Raw genomic sequence first — 18,378 nt, 5'->3', positions numbered from 1 at the left:
ATGGAGCTCTTATGGACCGACAAATGTTTTCTTGCTGTATTGCTCGTCAGTTTGATCATCACTCTGTTTAGCTTACGCAAAAAACACATTCGGGTTGCATTTAAGCGTATTGGTAACAAACCATTGGCAATGAGCGCAGGTGTTGTGCTTTTATTTTTTCTAATCATTGGGGTACTCGATTCAATTCATTTACATTCTGGTAATGGGAATGTGCCATTAGGTCAAAATGATTCTATTTTAGACAAAATACTGGCGCCACTTGGAGTTGTCTACGAGAAAACTTATTCGGCCCCTCTGGCACTGAATCTTTATAGTGTGGAAACAGTTTTGGTCAATGATAGGTTAAAACAAATTTATCCTCGCTTGGATTATGTGTCGCAAACAGTAAAGAATAATCAGGACAAGCATCAAGTTATTTCTGTAGTTCTGGCTGAGGCATTACTAGTTGCTGTATTTCTTAGCGGCTTACTTTGGCTAATGATGATAGCAAGCCAATGGTTTTTGACAAAAACACGGCAAGTAATACCTGGTAAATCCGGCTTGAGTGTTTTGCTTACCAGCTTTATTTGTTTCTTCATCCTATTTGCCAGCTATTGGTTGTCGCGCCATTTTCATATTTTGGGAACTGGAAAAATTGGGCAGGATATCTTTTATTATACCGTGAAAAGTATTCGTACGGGGCTTGTGATAGGCATTTTAACGACACTTTTTATGTTGCCATTGGCTTTAATCTTCGGTATCAGTGCTGGTTATTTTGGCGGTTTAATAGATGATATTATTCAATATATCTATACCACGCTTAGTTCAATTCCCGGTGTCTTATTAATTACGGCCTCCGTATTATCCATGCAAACCTACATTGCCAATCATCCTGAACAGTTTACAACCTTGGCTAAAAGCGCTGACGCGCGTTTATTGGCGTTGTGTTTAATTCTTGGCGTAACGAGCTGGACGAGTTTGTGCCGATTACTGCGCGCAGAAACTTTAAAACTAAGAGAAATTGATTATGTCACAGCCGGTCGAGCCTTAGGCAGCAATGCTTTAACTATTATTCGAAAACATTTATTGCCTAATGTCATGCATATCGTGCTTATCACACTGGTTTTAGATTTTAGTTTTCTTGTTTTAGCTGAGGCGGTACTTTCTTACGTGGGGGTGGGGGTATCGCCCATGACAATAAGCTGGGGCAACATGATTAATGGCGCCCGTTTAGAATTGGCTAGAGAGCCAATTGTATGGTGGCCGATGATGTCGGCATTTGCTCTCATGTTTATTCTGGTTTTAGCCAGTAATTTATTTGCAGATGCCGTAAGAGATGCATTTGACCCGCATCAGGCTTGATGAAGCACTATCTATAGCCTGGGTGGAGCGATAATAGAGAGCGCAACCCAAATTCCACTTCACCCTGGGCTACTTTAGGGGGTCAGGGTCGATTTTCAAACGTTTCATTTTCTTCTACTCTTCTTCTTTTGGCAGACTGAAAAATAGAGTCAAAAAATGAAAACGGGGGAAGAGAAAAAGAAGTTTGCTCAGTAGGTAAATGTTGTTGCATATTGGCCTCTTTTCTCTTTCGCAATGTCGCAATGGTTGATTGCTGCTCCTTATTTTCCTCCCGTAATGCGGTAATTGTGGCTTGCTGCTGCATAAATAGGTGATCGAGCATGGTGCTATTTTCTCCGCGCATAAATGCTTGCAGTGCATTGCTATAAAGTGTATCGACTGCAAGCAGTGGCTGTAAATTAATACGGTTATCCGCCTCATAAGCATTTGCTAACACTAAATACAGATGACCTTGTAACGACTGTGCTTCTTTATAATCAGGAAAGTTTTGTGAAATTGCTTGTATGTGTTTTATAAAAGGATCAATATATCTTAGAAGAGCAGCATTTAATTGATTGCCCAATGCTTCTTTCTCGTTTAATAATTCTTTAATCTTTTCGTAGCACCGCGTCGCTAAATGAAGACGAATACAAGAGGTGTCTGATGCACTATGTTTTTTAAAAACATCCATCAGCAGTTCCCCACCGTTTGGCTGCTCCAGGTAAGTATCTATAATGGTATCAATGAGTTCAAATTGACTGCTAGCTATGAGGTATTGTAATAATGTTTTCCCTACCATGGTTAGTGCATTTAAATAAACAGGTTGAGTGGTTTCCTCAGCAAATTGATCCAGTATCTTCAATTCAGCGAGTAATGAAGCAAGGGAAATTTCTTTATTTGGGCCAGAGAGAGGTGCCTTGTTTAAATTCAGGGTTTCTTTTTGATTTTTGGAAAGATGGAGAAATAACTCTTTTTGTGAACTAACTGCCAACATCCAGCCCAAAGTCATTCCTTTTTTTCCATGATATTCAGTATTTAAGTCAATAAATCCCTCAGAATCCTTGACAAGTTGATTTAGTAAGTCGAATTGACCCAGGCAAACTAGTGCATAGGCAATATTTACACCTTTATTAGACCCTTTAGCAACTGTTTTACCGAGTTGTAGGATTTTGGGGTTTTTTTGAGCGAACCTGGAAAATAAATCCATTCTTCTATTCAAGCATAACTGCAAACCTACAGACTCTCCCTCATTAGAGTGAGAGGGAGATGTGGGCCCCGCATTTAGATCAACTGCTTCTTCAATTTCATTACTCCATTTGTTAAGTAAATCCAATCGACGATAACTGATTAAAAGAAAAGCCAAACTTACTCCCTGGAGGCCGTTGTCAGTAGGACAAGTATTTAAAGACTTAGGTGCTACTCCTTTTTTAACCAGTAAATCAATGTGGCGGTTAAGACAGAGCAGGTAAAGTGGGGTTGCTCCTTTTAAATAGCCATTTTCAATCGGTTTATTTAATTCATCTGACGAGAAATGACTTAATTCCGCATTACCTACGATACAAGCATAATGAAGAGGATGAAGATGTCCAAATGCTTCTGCTGGCAAATGCCTAAATGGCAGACCTAAAGCTGCTTTCAAATAGGCTTCACTAATCCCTTGACCCAAACTCTTATAACGATTGTTTTCAAGCAACCAATTCAATAAATTGTTACGCTTTGTTTTGTCTTGACAGAAACAAATATTAAACAAAAGGCCAGGGTAGTTGTTTGATGGCGCTATATCTACCTGTTGTGTTTCAAATAAATAGTTAACAATTTCTAATTGTCCATATCGCGCTGGAATGTCAATAGAGAAAATTTGTGGAAGATGCTGGGTTTTGTCCGCTTGCTCAACCAGCATTTTTACTTCATTCAAGCGACCTTCCTTGCAGTATTGTTCAAAACGTTCTAAATCTGTAGGCATAAATTACTCCGCTGGCTATTCAATAATAAAATCATAAAGAATAAATATTTTACAGATAGTCCTTTATTTGATATATGGGTAAAAATGCCCATCTCATTCTCTGGTGATTCGAGCCAATGTAAATGTAATATTCATTAAGATTAATTTTAAGGCAAGGTAATTAGGCACCTTCAATCTATTCGGGTAAGATAGCTCGTCATTTTTTACGGAGGAGTTATTTATGCCTTTTATGCGCGAAGTCATTGAAAAGAAGATTTTAACGGGGGAAGTCATTGAAGAATTTAAAAAAGGGTTTCAATACCTGGATAAAACGCAACATCGTCAATCTAAATGGTATGAGTTTTGGTATAAAAATGAATCTCTGCGGCAAAATTTTACAAATACAGCGTTAACAGCTGCAATAGAAAAGGCTGTTAAGAATTGTAATACGAAGCTGGATTTATTAATTCAGGATAAGGGAAAGAAGGGCTTTAATGAAAACAGGCAAGAATTTTTAAATTGTCTGGCAGAGGTATTAAATACGGTTCGGAAAGAACGCTTCAATCATGGCAAGAAAACTGCGCATACTTTTATGCATAGAAACCAATCTATTTTTGAGCGCGTTTTGATTCCCGAAAATAATGGTTTTCTTGAGCAAAGTGTGGTTAGTGGATTAAAAAAAATAGCTAATAAATATCCTGAGTTGAAAGATAAAATGGAGGAGATGATTAAAAAAGTTCAAGCAGGTGTATCCCCTTATGTGGAGTTTCATGAGAGCATGACAATCTATGCAGATGGGACACGTTTCTTTTCAGCAAGCAACCAGAAATCTACCTTAGAGTGTCACCTTGAAAAAGTTGCTCTAAAATTTGAATAATTCGATATGATAGGGGCTGAAAATTAGGCTATAAGGCTTCGCAAGGATTTAAGCTTTATGCTAAAAATATGACCTCTTTGGATACCGGCATAAGGCGCGGTATCCAGTCCCGACTAACTTTTTAAAAAATCAATACTTGCTCTCAAGAACTGACTTCGGTACAGTTCATTCATTATTTTTTATGTCTTTTACTATGAAATCGCGTTTTGTCCATTTGCGGGTACATACCGAATTTTCCATGGTTGATGGGTTAGTGCGCATTAAACCGCTCATGAAATCCCTCGTCAGCAAAGGAATGAATGCCGTTGCTGTGACTGATTATTGTAATCTGTTTGCGGCGGTTAAGGTTTTTAAAGCGGCTCTGGAGGCAGGCATTAAACCGATTTTAGGCAGTGATTTACCCTGTCACCCTCCTGATAATCCGGAACAGGTTACTTCGCTGGTGTTGTTGTGTCAAAATGAAACAGGTTATCGCAATTTGACTCGTCTGGTGTCTAAAGCGTATCAAGAAGGTCAATATCAGGGTCAGCCCAGAGTCCATTACACCTGGATTGAAGACTATGCAGAGGGTTTAATTGCCTTGTCCGGAGGGCGATTCGGCTCAATAGGAAAAGCATTACTGGCAGAAGATGAACCTACTGCGTATGCCTTAGCCGAATCCTTTATGAAACGTTTTCCCAATCGTTTTTATCTGGAAATTCAGCGAACCGGGCGGGCGGATGAGGCAGAATACAATGAGCGGGTTATTCGTTTAGCCGAAGCGCTTAATTTACCGCTGGTTGCAACGAATGATGTGCGCTTTCTGCAAAAAGAGGATTATGAAGCGCACGAGGCACGTGTTTGCATCCATGAAGGCTATACTCTGGCCGATCCACGCCGACAGCAACTTTATAGTGCGCAGCAGTATCTTCGCTCTGCTGATGAGATGGTCGAATTATTTAAAGACTTGCCTCAGGCTTTGGAAAATACGGTTGAAATTGCCAAGCGCTGCACCGTAAAGCTTGATTTGGGCAACAACTATTTACCTAATTTTCCCATTCCCGAAGGTTCAACGGTTGAGAACTATTTATCAGATTTATCAAGACAAGGTCTGGAGGAGCGGTTACAACAAATCTTTCGTGCCAAATCACCAGAAGAAATAGCCAGCCTGCGTCAGCCTTACGATCAACGCTTGCAGATAGAGTTGGATGTAATCAATAACATGGGATTTCCCGGCTACTTTCTTATTGTGGCTGATTTTATTCAATGGGCTAAACAAAATGGTGTACCTGTAGGGCCAGGAAGAGGATCCGGGGCGGGTTCTCTGGTGGCTTACGCTTTAAAAATTACCGATTTGGATCCATTACTGTATGAGTTACTCTTCGAGCGTTTTTTAAATCCCGAGCGCGTTTCCATGCCTGATTTTGATATTGATTTTTGCATGGAAGGGCGCGACAGGGTCATCGACTACGTTGCCGAAAAGTATGGCCGCCAGAGCGTGTCACAGATTATAACTTTCGGTACGATGGCAGCAAAAGCAGTTGTACGTGATGTCGGGCGAGTGCTTGGCCATCCTTATGGTTTTGTGGATAAAATTGCCAAATTAATCCCTTTTGAAATCGGCATGACATTAAGCAAGGCGCTTGAAGATGAAGAAGAGTTAAAGCGACGTTATGAAGAAGAAGAGGACGTTAAAGAATTAATTGATTTGGCCTTAAAGCTTGAGGGAATTACACGTAACGCCGGTAAACATGCCGGAGGCGTGGTCATCGCGCCCTCAAAATTAACGGATTTCACGGCCATTTACTGTGAACAAGGCTCCACTCAGTTAGTTAGTCAGTTTGATAAAGACGATGTTGAGGCTGCTGGATTAGTTAAATTCGACTTTTTAGGCTTAAGAACATTAACCATCATTGATTGGGCATTAGCCATCATCAACAAACAGCAACTGGCGCAAGGAGAGGAGCCAATCGATATCTCTCTGATTCCCACGGATGATAAAAAAACCTTCGAATTGTTAATGGCTTGTCAGACCACAGCGGTTTTTCAGTTGGAATCACGTGGGATGAAAGAATTAATCCATCGCCTGCAACCGGATTGTTTTGAAGACATTATTGCTTTGGTGGCTTTATTTAGACCAGGGCCTTTGCAGTCGGGTATGGTGGATGACTTCATTGACCGTAAACATGGACGTGCCAAAGTAGAATACCCACATCCTGACTTGGAGCCCATTTTAAAACCCACCTATGGGGTTATTTTATATCAGGAACAGGTCATGCAAATCGCTCAGGTTTTGGCGAATTATACCTTGGGTGGCGCTGACCTCTTACGTCGCGCGATGGGCAAGAAAAAACCTGAGGAAATGGCAAAACAACGGGCTATCTTCACGGAAGGAGCTACTGCCCGCGGGGTAGCTGAGGAAACGGCTACTTATATTTTTGATTTGATGGAAAAATTTGCAGGCTATGGATTTAATAAATCTCATTCCGCTGCTTACGCGCTGGTGGCCTATCAAACCGCTTGGCTAAAAGCCCATTATCCCGCTGCCTTTATGGCAGCAGTGATGTCATCCGATATGGATAATACGGATAAAGTTGTTACCTTTATTGATGAATGTGTGCAAATGCAGTTGAAGGTTTTACCGCCGGCAATTAATCAATCCTGTTACCAGTTCACTGTCGCTGATGACAAGACGATTCTTTATGGTTTGGGTGCTATTAAAGGAGTAGGGGAGACGGCTATCAATTACATCGTTGAAGAAAGGCAACGAGGAGGTGGCTATTCAGGTTTATTCAGTTTTTGTCAGCGCATGGATTTGCGCAAGGTCAATCGGCGAGTTTTGGAAGCGTTAATTAAAAGTGGTGCCATGGATTGTTGGGGCGTTGAGCGGGCTGTATTGTTTGCCTCCCTTGACAAGGCATTAAAGATGGCGGACAAAGCGCATCAAAATCAAAACAGTGGCCAGACCGATTTGTTTTCCATGCTGGAAGAAGCAAGTAATCAGGAAGACTATGTGGAATGTAAGCCATGGCTTGACAGGATGCGATTAAGCGGTGAAAAAGAAACGCTGGGTTTGTATTTAACCGGCCATCCTGCAAGTCAATATTGTCAGGAGTTTAATGCTGTTGTAACTCCCATTGCCCGATTAAATCCAGGTACGTCAAAAAAAGCCTGTGTTTGTGGTTTGGTGATTTCCTTGCGGCGGGTGATGACCAAGCGAGGGAAAAAATTAACCATTATAAGATTGGAAGATTCTACCAATAAACTGGATGTGGTTGTTTTTTCCGAAGTCTACGAAGCTCAACAGATCAACGTTCAGATCGGTGAAATGCTTATTGTGGAAGGAGAAATTGCCCCGGATGAGTACAGTGGCGGCATTAAAATGACCGCCAGTCAACTTTATAGCGTCGATGAGGCGCGTACCCGGTTTGCCAAATGCCTAACAATCGATTTAGCTAAAAAAGAAGAGAGTTTTATTCCTGCCTTGCAATCGATACTCAAGGCCAATGCAGGGGAGTGTGTGGTTCAAGTGCGTTACTCAGGGGATGCGGCTAAAGCGACGCTTAATTTAGGTGAGCAGTGGCGGGTTGTTCCCAGCGATAAATTGCTGATGACCTTGGAGGAGTTGCTGGGTGAGGAGAGTGTGGGTTTGAGTTATTAAGAGAAAATAAAAGCGCTTTTTAAGCGCTTTTATTTTTTACTGCTTTATTAGCCCATATATTCATCACCAAGTATGTTTACGCCCAGTAAAGTTAGTTTGCTGCCGTCATCGTAATGGAAAACCGTATTATTGTTAACGTATTCAATAAGAGCAGCAGGTCCTAAATCGGGATTAATTTCTAAGAAATCATACCCGAGTACGAAATCAGTAATCACATCATGGCCATATCCAGGACCGAATATAAAGGTATCGGCACCTTCACCACCCGTTAAAATATCATCACCTGCACCACCATCGATGATATCATTACCTGCACCCCCATTAATTACATTATTGTCACTATTCCCTACAAGGATATCGTCATGATTAGTGCCAATAATTTCCTCAACATTTAATACATTTAATGATTTTCCAGCGCTGGACAAGACACCGGTACTGGCATTGAAATTAACTCCAGCAGCAAGGCCACTTAAATCAAGAACATCATGGTCGGTATTATCAGCATTTTCACCAAGGTCTAAATAACGCTCGGAATCATTAAGACCAAGCGATTGTATGGTAGCTCGATCATCGGCTGCGGACAATCTGCCTTCACTAAAGCCATAAAATACGTGGGTATTGGAGGTAGCCTCGCCGTTGATGTTTATTGAATTTAGTAAAAAACGTCCGACATTATCATTAGCAACACCGTCCCAAGTTAAATGAAGTGAAGCTAGCTCAGGAGACGGAGTTGGATCTTCAGGAGTTGCCTGTCGAGTTTGAACCCCCGTTAAATCAGCTACTGCTCTAACGTCTGTTTGATTATCAACGATCGTCCAGGCTCTATAGTCGGTAGTGTGTGAAGGATCGGAGGCATCCCGAATAGTTACCGTGCTATCACGCAATCCTGTTACTTTGGCAGTAACGCTGGTGTCATCATCAATTGAGTTAATAAAGTTTGAGGTTAAGGTAATTTTGGTTTCGCCAGTAAACAAATGCGTACTTGTACTAGGTTCTTCCTCAGGAGGCGATAGAGCTTCAAAAAATTCTGCAAGTTGATTATTAAATTCAGGTGTGTTAAAAGTACCGTTAAGAATTGCTACGGCAATAAGAGCAGCAATTAAGCCGTATTCAATTGCTGTGGCATTAAAGGAATAAGTACCATTTGCAAAATCAAGCTCGGCTATGTTATCGACATTTGGGCCCTGATCATTAAACTCCATTTCCAGGTTTACTTTTTGAATACCACTCAGTGTGGGAGCATTTTCAGCGGTATAGGCTTCATAAAATAAACTAACATTGGTTTGTCCTGTGCCTTCAATCATTTTTATTGTGGTAGGGTCGTTATTGGTATAATCATTCGCGTTGGCAGCAAAAATAAACTTATAATCACCACCTTGGTCTAAAATAACGGTGGTTGCTTCGGTATCCAGACGAATGGTTTCAATGTTGCTAAGAGTAAGACTATTTCCTTGTCCATCCGTCAAAGTTCCTGAGCTTGCCGTATAAGTGGTACCGTGAAGATTAGAGATATCCACCACATCAATGTCGGTATTATCTCCATTTTCTCCCAAATCGATTGTCAGACCATTAATGATGGCATTAACCACTAGATAATCATTGGCTTCACCCGTTTGAATAGTCTGTATAGAGGAATCCTGAAGTTCTCCATTGGCCCAAATCCCGCTACTATCAAGAACAAGCGGTGCTGAATTATCGGGAATGTAAAGATCAACATCGGAAACAACTACGGTCGTAGGCTCTGAGGTTAGTGTTTCGAGGGTATTGTAGCCATCAACATAACTCACCTGAACGCTAATCAACTTGCCTAGGTCGTTTGCAGTTAAGGTATAATTGGCTTCAGTGGCACCGTCGATAGCCACATTATTGGCAAACCATTGATAAGTAAAATCACCCAGACCATCTTCATCACTGATCTCAGCAGTATAGGCTGTCAGGATTTGATTTACTTTTGCCTCACCTAGGATTTCTACTACACCCTGAGCCGCATCATTGACATTGACCACAGCGGCTGTAGCTGCGGATGTAAGTTGCTCAAAGGTATTGTATCCATCGGTATAGCTTACCTCTACTCTGATCACTTTATCTACATCAGCCTGACTTAGTGTGTAACTGGCGGCAGTGGCGCCCGCGATAGCCACATTATCAGCATACCATTGGTAAGTGAATTCTCCCAGGCCATCTGCATCACTAATAGAGCTTACATTGGCTACCAGTGTTTGATCTTCATAGGCCACACCATCAATCAGCCCATCAATAGTCACTGCTCCTTGTGGAAGATCATTAACGTTAGCCACTTCTGCTGTAGGTTGAGCAGAAACCACGCTTTCTTGAGTACCATAACCATCGGTGTAACTAACAGCCACAGTAATAATTTTGCCGACGTCTGCCTGTGTTAAGGTATAATTAGCAGCATCAGCACCTGCGATGGCAACACCATCAGCAAACCATTGATAAGAAAATTCACCTAATCCATCCAAATCTTCAAGTTCTTCCGTATTTGCTATAAGCGTTTGCCCTTGTTCAGCGATTCCATCGATTACAACATTACCAGTTACAGCATCATTAACATTGGCAACCTCAATGGTTGCTTCCGAAGTAAGTGAGACTGTATTGCCATTGACGTCCGTGTAGGTGACTACCAAACTGATTTGTTTACCCACATCATCTTGGGTTAATGTATAGCTTTGTTGAATGGCGTCAAGAATATCCTGTCCGTCTGCCTGCCATTGAAATTGAAAACCAGAACCATCATCGAAATCAACATTGGTTAAATCAGCCGTTAAGGTTTGATTTTGTACTGCCTCACCACTAATCGATACAAAGTCAGGATCGAGATCAATACCAAATTGATCAGCTAATTTTTGAATGACTTCGAGAAGTTTTGCCTGGGCCGTACCCGTTAATTTAGCAGCTACTGCAGAGAGGGTTTCAATGAGTTTTAACATTAAGAAGTTCATCGCTAGTCTCCTAAGGCGCAACATTTGCCAATAATCACTTATGACGCCTGCTGCTTTCCTTAGGCGATATCCCTATTTTTATCGCGAGATAAGAAGCTCTGATTGTACAAGTTTAGTACACTTGTGAGGCTAGTCAAGCTAATTTTAGTACTTTTTATTCTTCGTGAAATGCTTTTCTAAAGCTCTCTTCAAGTGGAGTTACCAGATACTCAAAAGCGGTTCTTTTTTCAGTAATAATCAAAACCTGAACAGGCATCCCTGGATATAACTCAATATGCGGTAGATTTGCTAACTGATTCTTATCCAGAGCGATACGAGCTTTATAAAATTGTTGCTGGGTGGCCTCATCTTTAAAAATATCGGCAGAGATATGGGTGACTGTTCCTTCCAGTGTGGGCGTATTTCGTTGCTTGTAGGCTGTTAAATGAACTTTGGCTTTCAGACCAGGTCTAACAATATTGATATCCACGGGATTAATCTCGGCTTCAATGACCAACTGGTCACCGGAGGGGATAATATCCAACACTTCCTGGCCAGGTGTAATAACTCCACCAATGGTATGTTTTTTAAGACCAATGACTGTACCTGCTTGAGGAGCAACAATTAATGTTCTATACAGAACATCTTCCGCTGCTTTAGACTTTTCCATGACATCGGCTAGTTTCTGTTGGGTAAGGCGAAGCTCTTCTAACAGGGTTTTCCGGCGCGTTTCCATCAATGTATAGATTTGTGATTTTGTTTCACCTATCGCTTGATGTGCTTTTGCTATTAAACCTAAATGTTCACCCCGATTCCCACTAAGTCGGGCTGCTTCGCGTTTTAAGGCTAATAAACGGGGACGATCGATGAGTTTTCGAGCTTCAAGATAAGCGACGGCTTCAATTTCCTCATCAATAAGTTTTAATTGTTCCGTTTCTGATTGAACTTGGGCTTCGAGACTGGCAATTTCCTTGTTAAGTTGATCAATCCGCTGATTGAGCACTTTAGTTTGTCCTTCATAACTATTTACTGCGGCGGTAAATAATTTTTCCTGGCCTTGAATAATCTTTTGCACTTTAGGATCAGAAGCATGTTTCATCAATTCTTCAGGAAAAACTACTTTTTGATCATTGTTTAATTCAGCAAAAATGCGCGATTCAGCTGCTAAATTTTCCCAAACCTGCACTTGCAGCAGTTGCAGAGTAATTTTTGCCTGCGTGTCTTGTAATTTAATAAGCGGCGTATTTTCTTTGACAACCGAACCTTCATTAATAAAAATTTTCTCAATAATGCCGCCTTCCATATGCTGAATAGTTTTGTGCTGGAATTGAACCACGAATTTCCCATTAGCCACTGCAGCTGAATCCAAAGGAAAAAGGAGTGACCAAAGAAGAAAGCCGCCAATAAAAAAAATAAGAATACCAAAACCTGCTAATAACGCATTGGTTATTATTGGCTTGCCAGAAGTAGCGGGAAGTTTTTTTGAAAGTTCATCCATTGCCAATCCCCTCCTGCTTTTTGGGATTCTTGGCGAACTCATGAAGTTTAGCCAGGATTTGCTCTCTTGGTCCTGAGAATTGAATTTTTCCTTCATTAAGCACGAGGATGGTATCTACATGACGAATAATGCTGGGACGATGCGCAATAATAATGACTGTAGCCCCACTTGCTTTCAAAGAGTGTAGTGTTTTAAGCAAGGCAACCTCACCTTCATTGTCAAGGTTTGAATTGGGTTCATCGAGTACAATCAATTGCGGATCATTATAGAGAGTGCGAGCCATTGCGATTCGTTGCCGCTGTCCGCCTGACAGATTAAAGCTGTCTCGGTGAATCACTGTATTGTAACCTTCGGGAAGACGTAAAATGAGTTCATGACAACCGGCCAGTTGTGCGGCTTTAACGACTGCAGCATCATTTGCCTCACCCATCCGCGCAATATTGTCTTTAACAGTTCCTGCAAATAGTTCAATGTCTTGCGGCAAATAGCCTATATAGGGGCCAAAATCATCGCGTTCCCACTGATAAACATTGGCCCCATCCAGTCGGACTGTGCCTGAATTTGGTCTTAAAATACCTACTATTAAGCGAGCCAACGTTGATTTCCCTGCAGCTGAGGCGCCGATTAAAGCAACCATTTCACCCGCCTGAATTTTATACGTGAGGTTGGAGATAACTAATTTTTGAATATTAGGTGGTGAATAAAAAACATTTTCCAGGGAAACAACGCCTTTGGGACGTGGTAACTTTAGACCAGATTTTCTGTCTGACCTAAATTTGAAATGAGGTTCCAGACGACTTTTCGCTTGCTTGAAATTCTGAAACTGCTTCCAGGCTCCAATTGCCTGTTCAACCGGAGCAAGCGCTCGCGACATTAAAATCGAGGCTGCAATCATCATGCCCGCGGTAATTTGATTCGTTAGCACATAATAAGCACCAACGCCTAGAATTAAAATTTGCAAACAAAGTCTAAAAAACTTGCTTAAGGATAAAATATATCCTGATACCTTGCTTGATCGGGTTTGTAAAAAAAGTACCTTTTCATTATTGGAATACCAGTTATTAATCAAAGAAAAAAGCATACCCATGGCTTGAATAACCTCTGCATTTCTTAGAGTGGCAGTGGTTTCATTCGTGTTGGTAATGGCCAAATTATTGGCATTTTCCATCACTTTTTTGGTGGCAAATTCATTGATTAAAGCACAAAGAAATAAAAGAATGGCGCCTATTGTAGAAACTAATCCTAAAATGGGATGCAGTAAAAAAATAACGATAAGATAAATCGGAATCCAGGGAGCATCAAAAAAAGTGAACATGGCACTTCCCCCTAAAAACGAACGGACGGTATTAATGTCACGCAAAACTTGTTCGGGGTAAGGGTTGCCTTGTAAAATCTGATCAGGGCTTAAAGCAAGTGCGAAAGGGCTTAGTTTTCTATCAAACCAGGTACTAATGTGAATAAGAATATTAGTACGTACGATATCTAAAAGACTGAGAACAAGCAGTGCAAAAATGGCAATTAATGTAAGATAAATGAGAGTTTCATAACTGTGACTGGCCAGAACACGGTCAAAAATCTGCATCATGTACAGAGGAACCGTTAGCATGAGGATGTTAATAAAAAGGCTGAACAAACCGATATAAAGGTAAGCAGATTTGCTAGCCTGAAAGGTTATCTTAAGAAAATCCTGTGATGTTCTTTTAGCCATTTAAACCCATAAAAAACAACATGTAATAACTATAGTTCAACAATGAAAAATCTTCTAAAATTAGGATAGAATTCACTACCAGTGTTCTTGAAGTGTTACCTCCTCATCTCGTTAATGAAACTCTTTGGGAGCGACAAAGCCGCCTGGGGGATGATGGCGGTAATTGCGAATTTATTCAGATAAGATATCAAAGAGGTAGCTACCTCTTTTTTTGCTCACCCGCATAAGCTAACATGTCATAAACGTTGCTAATGGATTGTAATAATGATTTTTTTTGCACGAATCGTTGCGAGCATCATAATTGGTTTATTGTGTATTAACACCAGTATTGCCGCTCGAAGTGATAACTTCTACAGAAATTTTTGGTTGCCTAAATATCACGGGGAGCGTCTAAACTACTGTAACTTCGATGGGAAAGAGTGTGGGCTTGCTTTGGCAACCCGGTATTGTAAATTAATGGGCTATGCTTACGCTGATCAACAAATTATTGATCACAACGTGGGGCTAACGAATTTCCTCTTTTGTAATGCCAGGTGTAAAGGTTGGCGTTGTAATGGGTTTAAAACGATTCGTTGTGTCGCTAACATGTCTCATAATCCCCCCAGGGCTTATCACTATCGCTTAAGACGATACGTATATCCTCGTTTTAATAACTATCGAGTGGACTGGTGTTACAATGGCAGGCAGGGCTGTGGTCGTCGAGCTGCCTTTTCTTTCTGTCGCCGTATGGGATATTTGAGTGTACGTCGTTATGCCATAGAAAAGCATATTGCAGCAACTGAGGCTATAGGTAACCAAAAATTGTGCTTTGGTATCTTATGCAATGCCTTCAAATATATTGATTGCTACCGTTAACGAAGGCCAATTTTAATAATTTCTGGCGCGCGAAAAAAAGAACGTCATTTATTTGACAGGCTGTTGGTTGGTAACCAATACTCAAGTTAGATAAGCGGAAGTAGGGACAGCTATGAGCCAAAGTGAAACTATTGTCGTTATTGACAATAACATTGAACGTTCTCATAAGCTCAATACCATTTTAAATTTTATAAGTGAAACCTGTGTTATTGTTAATTATGCCAACTGGCAGTCTTTTTCCTATAAACATGTTCATGCGATTTTAGTGGGTGCTCAGGAGTCTTTTGAGGACACATTAGCGTTTTTAGGTAAACTGAGAGACAGGCTACCCCAGATACCTATTGTCCTTATTGACTCACAGGTTTCGGAAACTGACTATCCTGTAAATAACGTCATAGCGAATCTCTGTTTCCCTTTCACTTATGCTCAAATGCTTGAAGCATTGCATAAGTGCCAAATTGCTAATGAAATGGCTCTTGCTGAGACCCACCACCAAAGCAGAACCCCTCTATTCCGTAGTTTGGTAGGGAGCAGTGAATCTATCCGTCAGGTACGAAAATTAATTGCCCAAGTTGCTGATACCGAAGCGAGCGTTTTAATATTAGGCGAATCGGGAACTGGAAAAGAGGTAGTCGCGCGAAATATTCATGCCTTTTCATCACGCCATAACAAACCGTTTATCCCCATTAATTGTGGAGCCATTCCGGCTGAATTATTGGAGAGTGAATTATTTGGTCATGAAAAAGGAGCATTTACAGGAGCAATTACTTCACGTCAGGGGCGTTTTGAACTAGCAAATGGGGGGACTTTATTTCTGGATGAGATTGGGGATATGCCACTGGCGATGCAGGTTAAATTGTTACGCGTTTTACAAGAACGATGCTTTGAGCGGGTGGGCAGCAATAAAAGTATTGAGGTGAATGTTAGAATTATCGCCGCGACCCACCGTAATCTTGAGACGGCGATTAATGAAGGAAAATTTCGCGAAGATTTGTTTTATCGTTTAAATGTATTTCCTATTGATATGCCTCCCTTACGCGAACGGCGAGAAGATCTTCCTTTACTGTTGAATGAATTAATTTCTCGTATGGAAGGAGAGAACAGACCAGGAATACGCCTCATGCCTGCTGCTCTTGATGCGTTAAGTCGCTATAATTGGCCTGGTAATGTGCGTGAATTAGCAAACCTTGTTGAGCGCCTGTCGATACTATTTCCGAATGGCATTGTTGATATCAATGACTTGCCAAGGCGCTTCAAAAAAGGTCAGAAGTTGGGTTTATTAGCCAGTGAGCGAGAAACTTTACTGGAATTATTAAGTCCTGATGCAATCACCAGCGATGGCATTGATTTAAAGGAGCATCTAGTTAAAACCGAGCTGGCGCTGATTAGCCAGGCTTTAAATGAGTCGGATTGGGTAGTAGCTCATGCAGCCAATTATCTTAATATGCGACGTACTACACTAGTCGAAAAAATGCGCAAATACGGCCTGACTCGACCTGAACGTGCTTAAGCAGCTCCAATCATATCATTCAGGCTGATCAGGTTTTTCTATATCTGGTGTAGCTTTGGGCTTAGTGGGTTTTGCTTTTTTTGCTGTTGCTACAGTAGCCACCTCTTCTTCACCGGTACTAGAAGTTTTTTTGGTCTTCGCTACGACTACCTCTTCATCCTGTGTTGTTTTTTTGGCGGCTGAACTAACCACTTCACCTGTTTCGGGTTCCGCGCGTTTCTTTTTATAATCAGTAATTATTTCAGAAACACTTTTGCTCACGTCGTTAAAGAATTTGCTCGCTATTGAGGTAATTTCCTTAAAATCAGGAAGCTTTGATTTAAAGTCACTCATGATTTACTCCCTATTGGTTAATTAGCGTTAGTCTTTAGTACTAAGTATACCTCGACTTTTTTACTTTGAATAATTCAATTAAATATAGAGTATAGAGCAGGGCAAATTAAACTTATCTAATAAATAACATTCTCCTTTATTTTCACCAAGGAGGTTGCCATTTCTTGAGTAGTACCTTGCTCTTTAGAACCTACTGTTATTAATCCCTTAGTTCATTGTATAAGATTCTTGGCATTGTTCCTGAATCGTTACCAACTCTTGGGATAAGCCTTGTCGTTTACCCTGATTAAAGGTTTGATTGCCAAAAAAAGTAAGCCCGCAGCCCGCTACTGCTGATATAGCAAAAAGGCTGCCAAAGGCGACTTCAAACTGCAACAAGCTAAGACCTAAAGCAATACCACAAGCACTAAAAAATGAACTGCCACCAAAGGTTGCAGCGAGACCTACTATACTGGCTGTTAAAATAGCCAAACCTGCAACCATTAACAATGCGCCGCCAATTTTCTTACCCAGGGAAGGTGTTCCGGAGGCATATTCAGCCAATTTGCCCAAATACTTCACAGCCTCATGATGCGTTTGAGGGTTTAGTATCCGCAGAAAATCATCCATTACAGCTGTGTAAAAATGATAATCAATAGTTTCATTCTCTTCTTTTTTTAGGGCAATTTCATCCTCAATTAATTGAAGAGCATATGCCATAGAAGCGTGTACACTATTTTGTGGGGTTAGGTAATTTCGTAGTGTGTGGAGTTTTTGTTTGACGATGGTTGATTCGAGCATTAATAATGCTGGATTTGTTAAATCGGCTAAAAAGCCACCCTCATTTTTTATCTCCTGAAAATGCGCATCAGCTGTTTTTCCTGAACGCAAGTCATCTGGTAAATCGCCATCTTCATCTATATGAAGCTCATTGATAAGCTCGATTAGTAGATTGGTGAACTCCTCATTTCTTTCTTCATGTTTAACTTGCCAGTACATTTCCCAAATAAAGCCACATAATCTTAAGTAACTAATTTGTACGCTTTGGGAAGAATTAGCCTCTAAGTCAGGATAAAGTCTAGAGGGATTTACTGCAGGTGTGCAGAGTTGTTCAAGTTTGGCGTGAATAGCTAATAGACAAATACGCACCCTGGGGGAAAGGCCTGCAGGGTGATTGTATTCATAGTCAAAAAATTTCTTAAGAATTTTTTCTTGAAGCGATTGAACCAGTGTAACGGGGTTTTCACGCAGGATTTTCAGGAAATGCTGCGCTTTGACAGTATGGTTTTTAATCCATGAGATCCTTGCTTCTGCCTGAGCAATTTCTTTTCTTGAACGAGTAATCTGCTGTTTATGGGAAGCGAGGTCGTCTAACAATCTGTTTTTATTTAATCTTAGGTTAGCTAGATCAGTTCTCAATGTAATTAAACTGGAGATGGTGTCAACATTAACAGTAACTACTGTATTAAAAGTATGATGGTGGTGATGGGGAAAAGGAGAATGATGGTGATGATGCTGCAAATCTTCCTGTATAGAAATTAGGGTTTGGAGGTTGGCTATTTGACTTTTTAAATGATTTAGTTGCTCGTTTAATCGCGTCAGCTGCAATTTTTCTGACTTAATAACCTGCTCCTCTTCTGCAATGCGACTTTCCAGATGAGGTAGCTCTTCACTCCAGAGTTTAATAGCTTCTTGAGAGTAGATGACATTTTCAAGCAAAGGCATAAATTTTCTCGACAATAAGGGTAGCAGGGGTCGCAAGTATACCAAGATGTTT

11 protein-coding genes are annotated in these 18,378 nt (G+C 40.8%); 5 read left to right on the top strand and 6 right to left on the bottom strand.

Going from position 1 to position 18,378, the window contains the following annotated elements:
• The gene (locus clem_RS08805) at nt 1-1,341 is read left to right on the top strand and encodes an ABC transporter permease (protein ID WP_094091212.1); all 1,341 of its coding nucleotides are present in this window, start codon (nt 1-3) and stop codon (nt 1,339-1,341) included.
• 82 nt (nt 1,342-1,423) lie between these two features.
• On the opposite strand, the gene clem_RS08800 is transcribed toward clem_RS08805, so the two are convergent.
• Nucleotides 1,424-3,283, bottom strand: coding sequence for a hypothetical protein (locus clem_RS08800; RefSeq protein ID WP_094091211.1), 1,860 nt, complete (start codon nt 3,281-3,283; stop codon nt 1,424-1,426).
• Between the two features lie 220 nt (nt 3,284-3,503).
• Between clem_RS08800 and clem_RS08795 the strand changes: the two genes are divergently transcribed.
• Complete coding sequence (locus clem_RS08795; protein ID WP_094091210.1) at nt 3,504-4,139, top strand: hypothetical protein; 636 nt, start codon at nt 3,504-3,506, stop codon at nt 4,137-4,139.
• A gap of 193 nt (nt 4,140-4,332) precedes the next feature.
• Nucleotides 4,333-7,779 carry a DNA polymerase III subunit alpha gene (gene dnaE / locus clem_RS08790; protein ID WP_094092320.1) on the top strand — a complete coding sequence of 1,149 codons (3,447 nt, stop codon included), beginning with the start codon at nt 4,333-4,335 and terminating at the stop codon, nt 7,777-7,779.
• Nucleotides 7,780-7,826: 47 nt separating this feature from the next.
• On the opposite strand, the gene clem_RS08785 is transcribed toward dnaE, so the two are convergent.
• From clem_RS08785 to clem_RS08775, 3 genes are all read right to left on the bottom strand, one after another.
• Nucleotides 7,827-10,739, bottom strand: coding sequence for a Flp family type IVb pilin (locus tag clem_RS08785; RefSeq protein ID WP_094091209.1), 2,913 nt, complete (start codon nt 10,737-10,739; stop codon nt 7,827-7,829).
• 154 nt (nt 10,740-10,893) lie between these two features.
• Nucleotides 10,894-12,216 (bottom strand): HlyD family type I secretion periplasmic adaptor subunit, encoded by a 1,323-nt coding sequence (locus clem_RS08780; RefSeq protein WP_157698211.1) that lies wholly within the window; start codon nt 12,214-12,216, stop codon nt 10,894-10,896.
• Nucleotides 12,209-13,924 (bottom strand): type I secretion system permease/ATPase, encoded by a 1,716-nt coding sequence (locus clem_RS08775; RefSeq protein WP_094091207.1) that lies wholly within the window; start codon nt 13,922-13,924, stop codon nt 12,209-12,211. The genes clem_RS08780 and clem_RS08775 overlap by 8 nt, the downstream gene beginning before the upstream one ends.
• Nucleotides 13,925-14,188: 264 nt before the next feature.
• Between clem_RS08775 and clem_RS08770 the strand changes: the two genes are divergently transcribed.
• Together clem_RS08770 and clem_RS08765 are read left to right on the top strand one after the other, a co-directional pair.
• A complete protein-coding gene (locus tag clem_RS08770) occupies nt 14,189-14,779 on the top strand; it encodes a hypothetical protein (protein ID WP_094091206.1) in 591 nt (196 codons plus the stop codon).
• Nucleotides 14,780-14,891: 112 nt separating this feature from the next.
• Nucleotides 14,892-16,289, top strand: coding sequence for a sigma-54 dependent transcriptional regulator (locus tag clem_RS08765; protein WP_094091205.1), 1,398 nt, complete (start codon nt 14,892-14,894; stop codon nt 16,287-16,289).
• A 15-nt stretch (nt 16,290-16,304) separates the two neighbouring features.
• On the opposite strand, the gene clem_RS08760 is transcribed toward clem_RS08765, so the two are convergent.
• The gene (locus tag clem_RS08760; protein ID WP_094091204.1) at nt 16,305-16,622 is read right to left on the bottom strand and encodes a hypothetical protein; all 318 of its coding nucleotides are present in this window, start codon (nt 16,620-16,622) and stop codon (nt 16,305-16,307) included.
• Between the two features lie 207 nt (nt 16,623-16,829).
• A complete protein-coding gene (locus tag clem_RS08755; RefSeq protein ID WP_094091203.1) occupies nt 16,830-18,326 on the bottom strand; it encodes a hypothetical protein in 1,497 nt (498 codons plus the stop codon).
• Nucleotides 18,327-18,378: the final 52 nt, after the last annotated feature.

Source organism: Legionella clemsonensis (assembly GCF_002240035.1).
Lineage (GTDB): Bacteria > Pseudomonadota > Gammaproteobacteria > Legionellales > Legionellaceae > Tatlockia > Tatlockia clemsonensis.
The sequence above is the reverse complement of the archived record's forward strand: the minus strand, read 5'-3'. Positions and strand labels throughout refer to the sequence as shown.

Bases quoted from the DNA above. Each gene is read 5' to 3' on its own strand.
- clem_RS08765 (WP_094091205.1), top strand. From the start codon at position 14,892: ATGAGCCAAAGTGAAACTATTGTCGTTATTGACAATAACATTGAACGT.
- clem_RS08770 (WP_094091206.1), top strand. From the start codon at position 14,189: ATGATTTTTTTTGCACGAATCGTTGCGAGCATCATAATTGGTTTATTG.
- clem_RS08780 (WP_157698211.1), bottom strand. From the start codon at position 12,216: ATGGATGAACTTTCAAAAAAACTTCCCGCTACTTCTGGCAAGCCAATA.
- clem_RS08785 (WP_094091209.1), bottom strand. From the start codon at position 10,739: ATGAACTTCTTAATGTTAAAACTCATTGAAACCCTCTCTGCAGTAGCT.
- clem_RS08755 (WP_094091203.1), bottom strand. From the start codon at position 18,326: ATGCCTTTGCTTGAAAATGTCATCTACTCTCAAGAAGCTATTAAACTC.
- clem_RS08795 (WP_094091210.1), top strand. From the start codon at position 3,504: ATGCCTTTTATGCGCGAAGTCATTGAAAAGAAGATTTTAACGGGGGAA.
- clem_RS08760 (WP_094091204.1), bottom strand. From the start codon at position 16,622: ATGAGTGACTTTAAATCAAAGCTTCCTGATTTTAAGGAAATTACCTCA.
- clem_RS08805 (WP_094091212.1), top strand. From the start codon at position 1: ATGGAGCTCTTATGGACCGACAAATGTTTTCTTGCTGTATTGCTCGTC.
- clem_RS08800 (WP_094091211.1), bottom strand. From the start codon at position 3,283: ATGCCTACAGATTTAGAACGTTTTGAACAATACTGCAAGGAAGGTCGC.
- clem_RS08775 (WP_094091207.1), bottom strand. From the start codon at position 13,924: ATGGCTAAAAGAACATCACAGGATTTTCTTAAGATAACCTTTCAGGCT.
- dnaE (WP_094092320.1), top strand. From the start codon at position 4,333: ATGAAATCGCGTTTTGTCCATTTGCGGGTACATACCGAATTTTCCATG.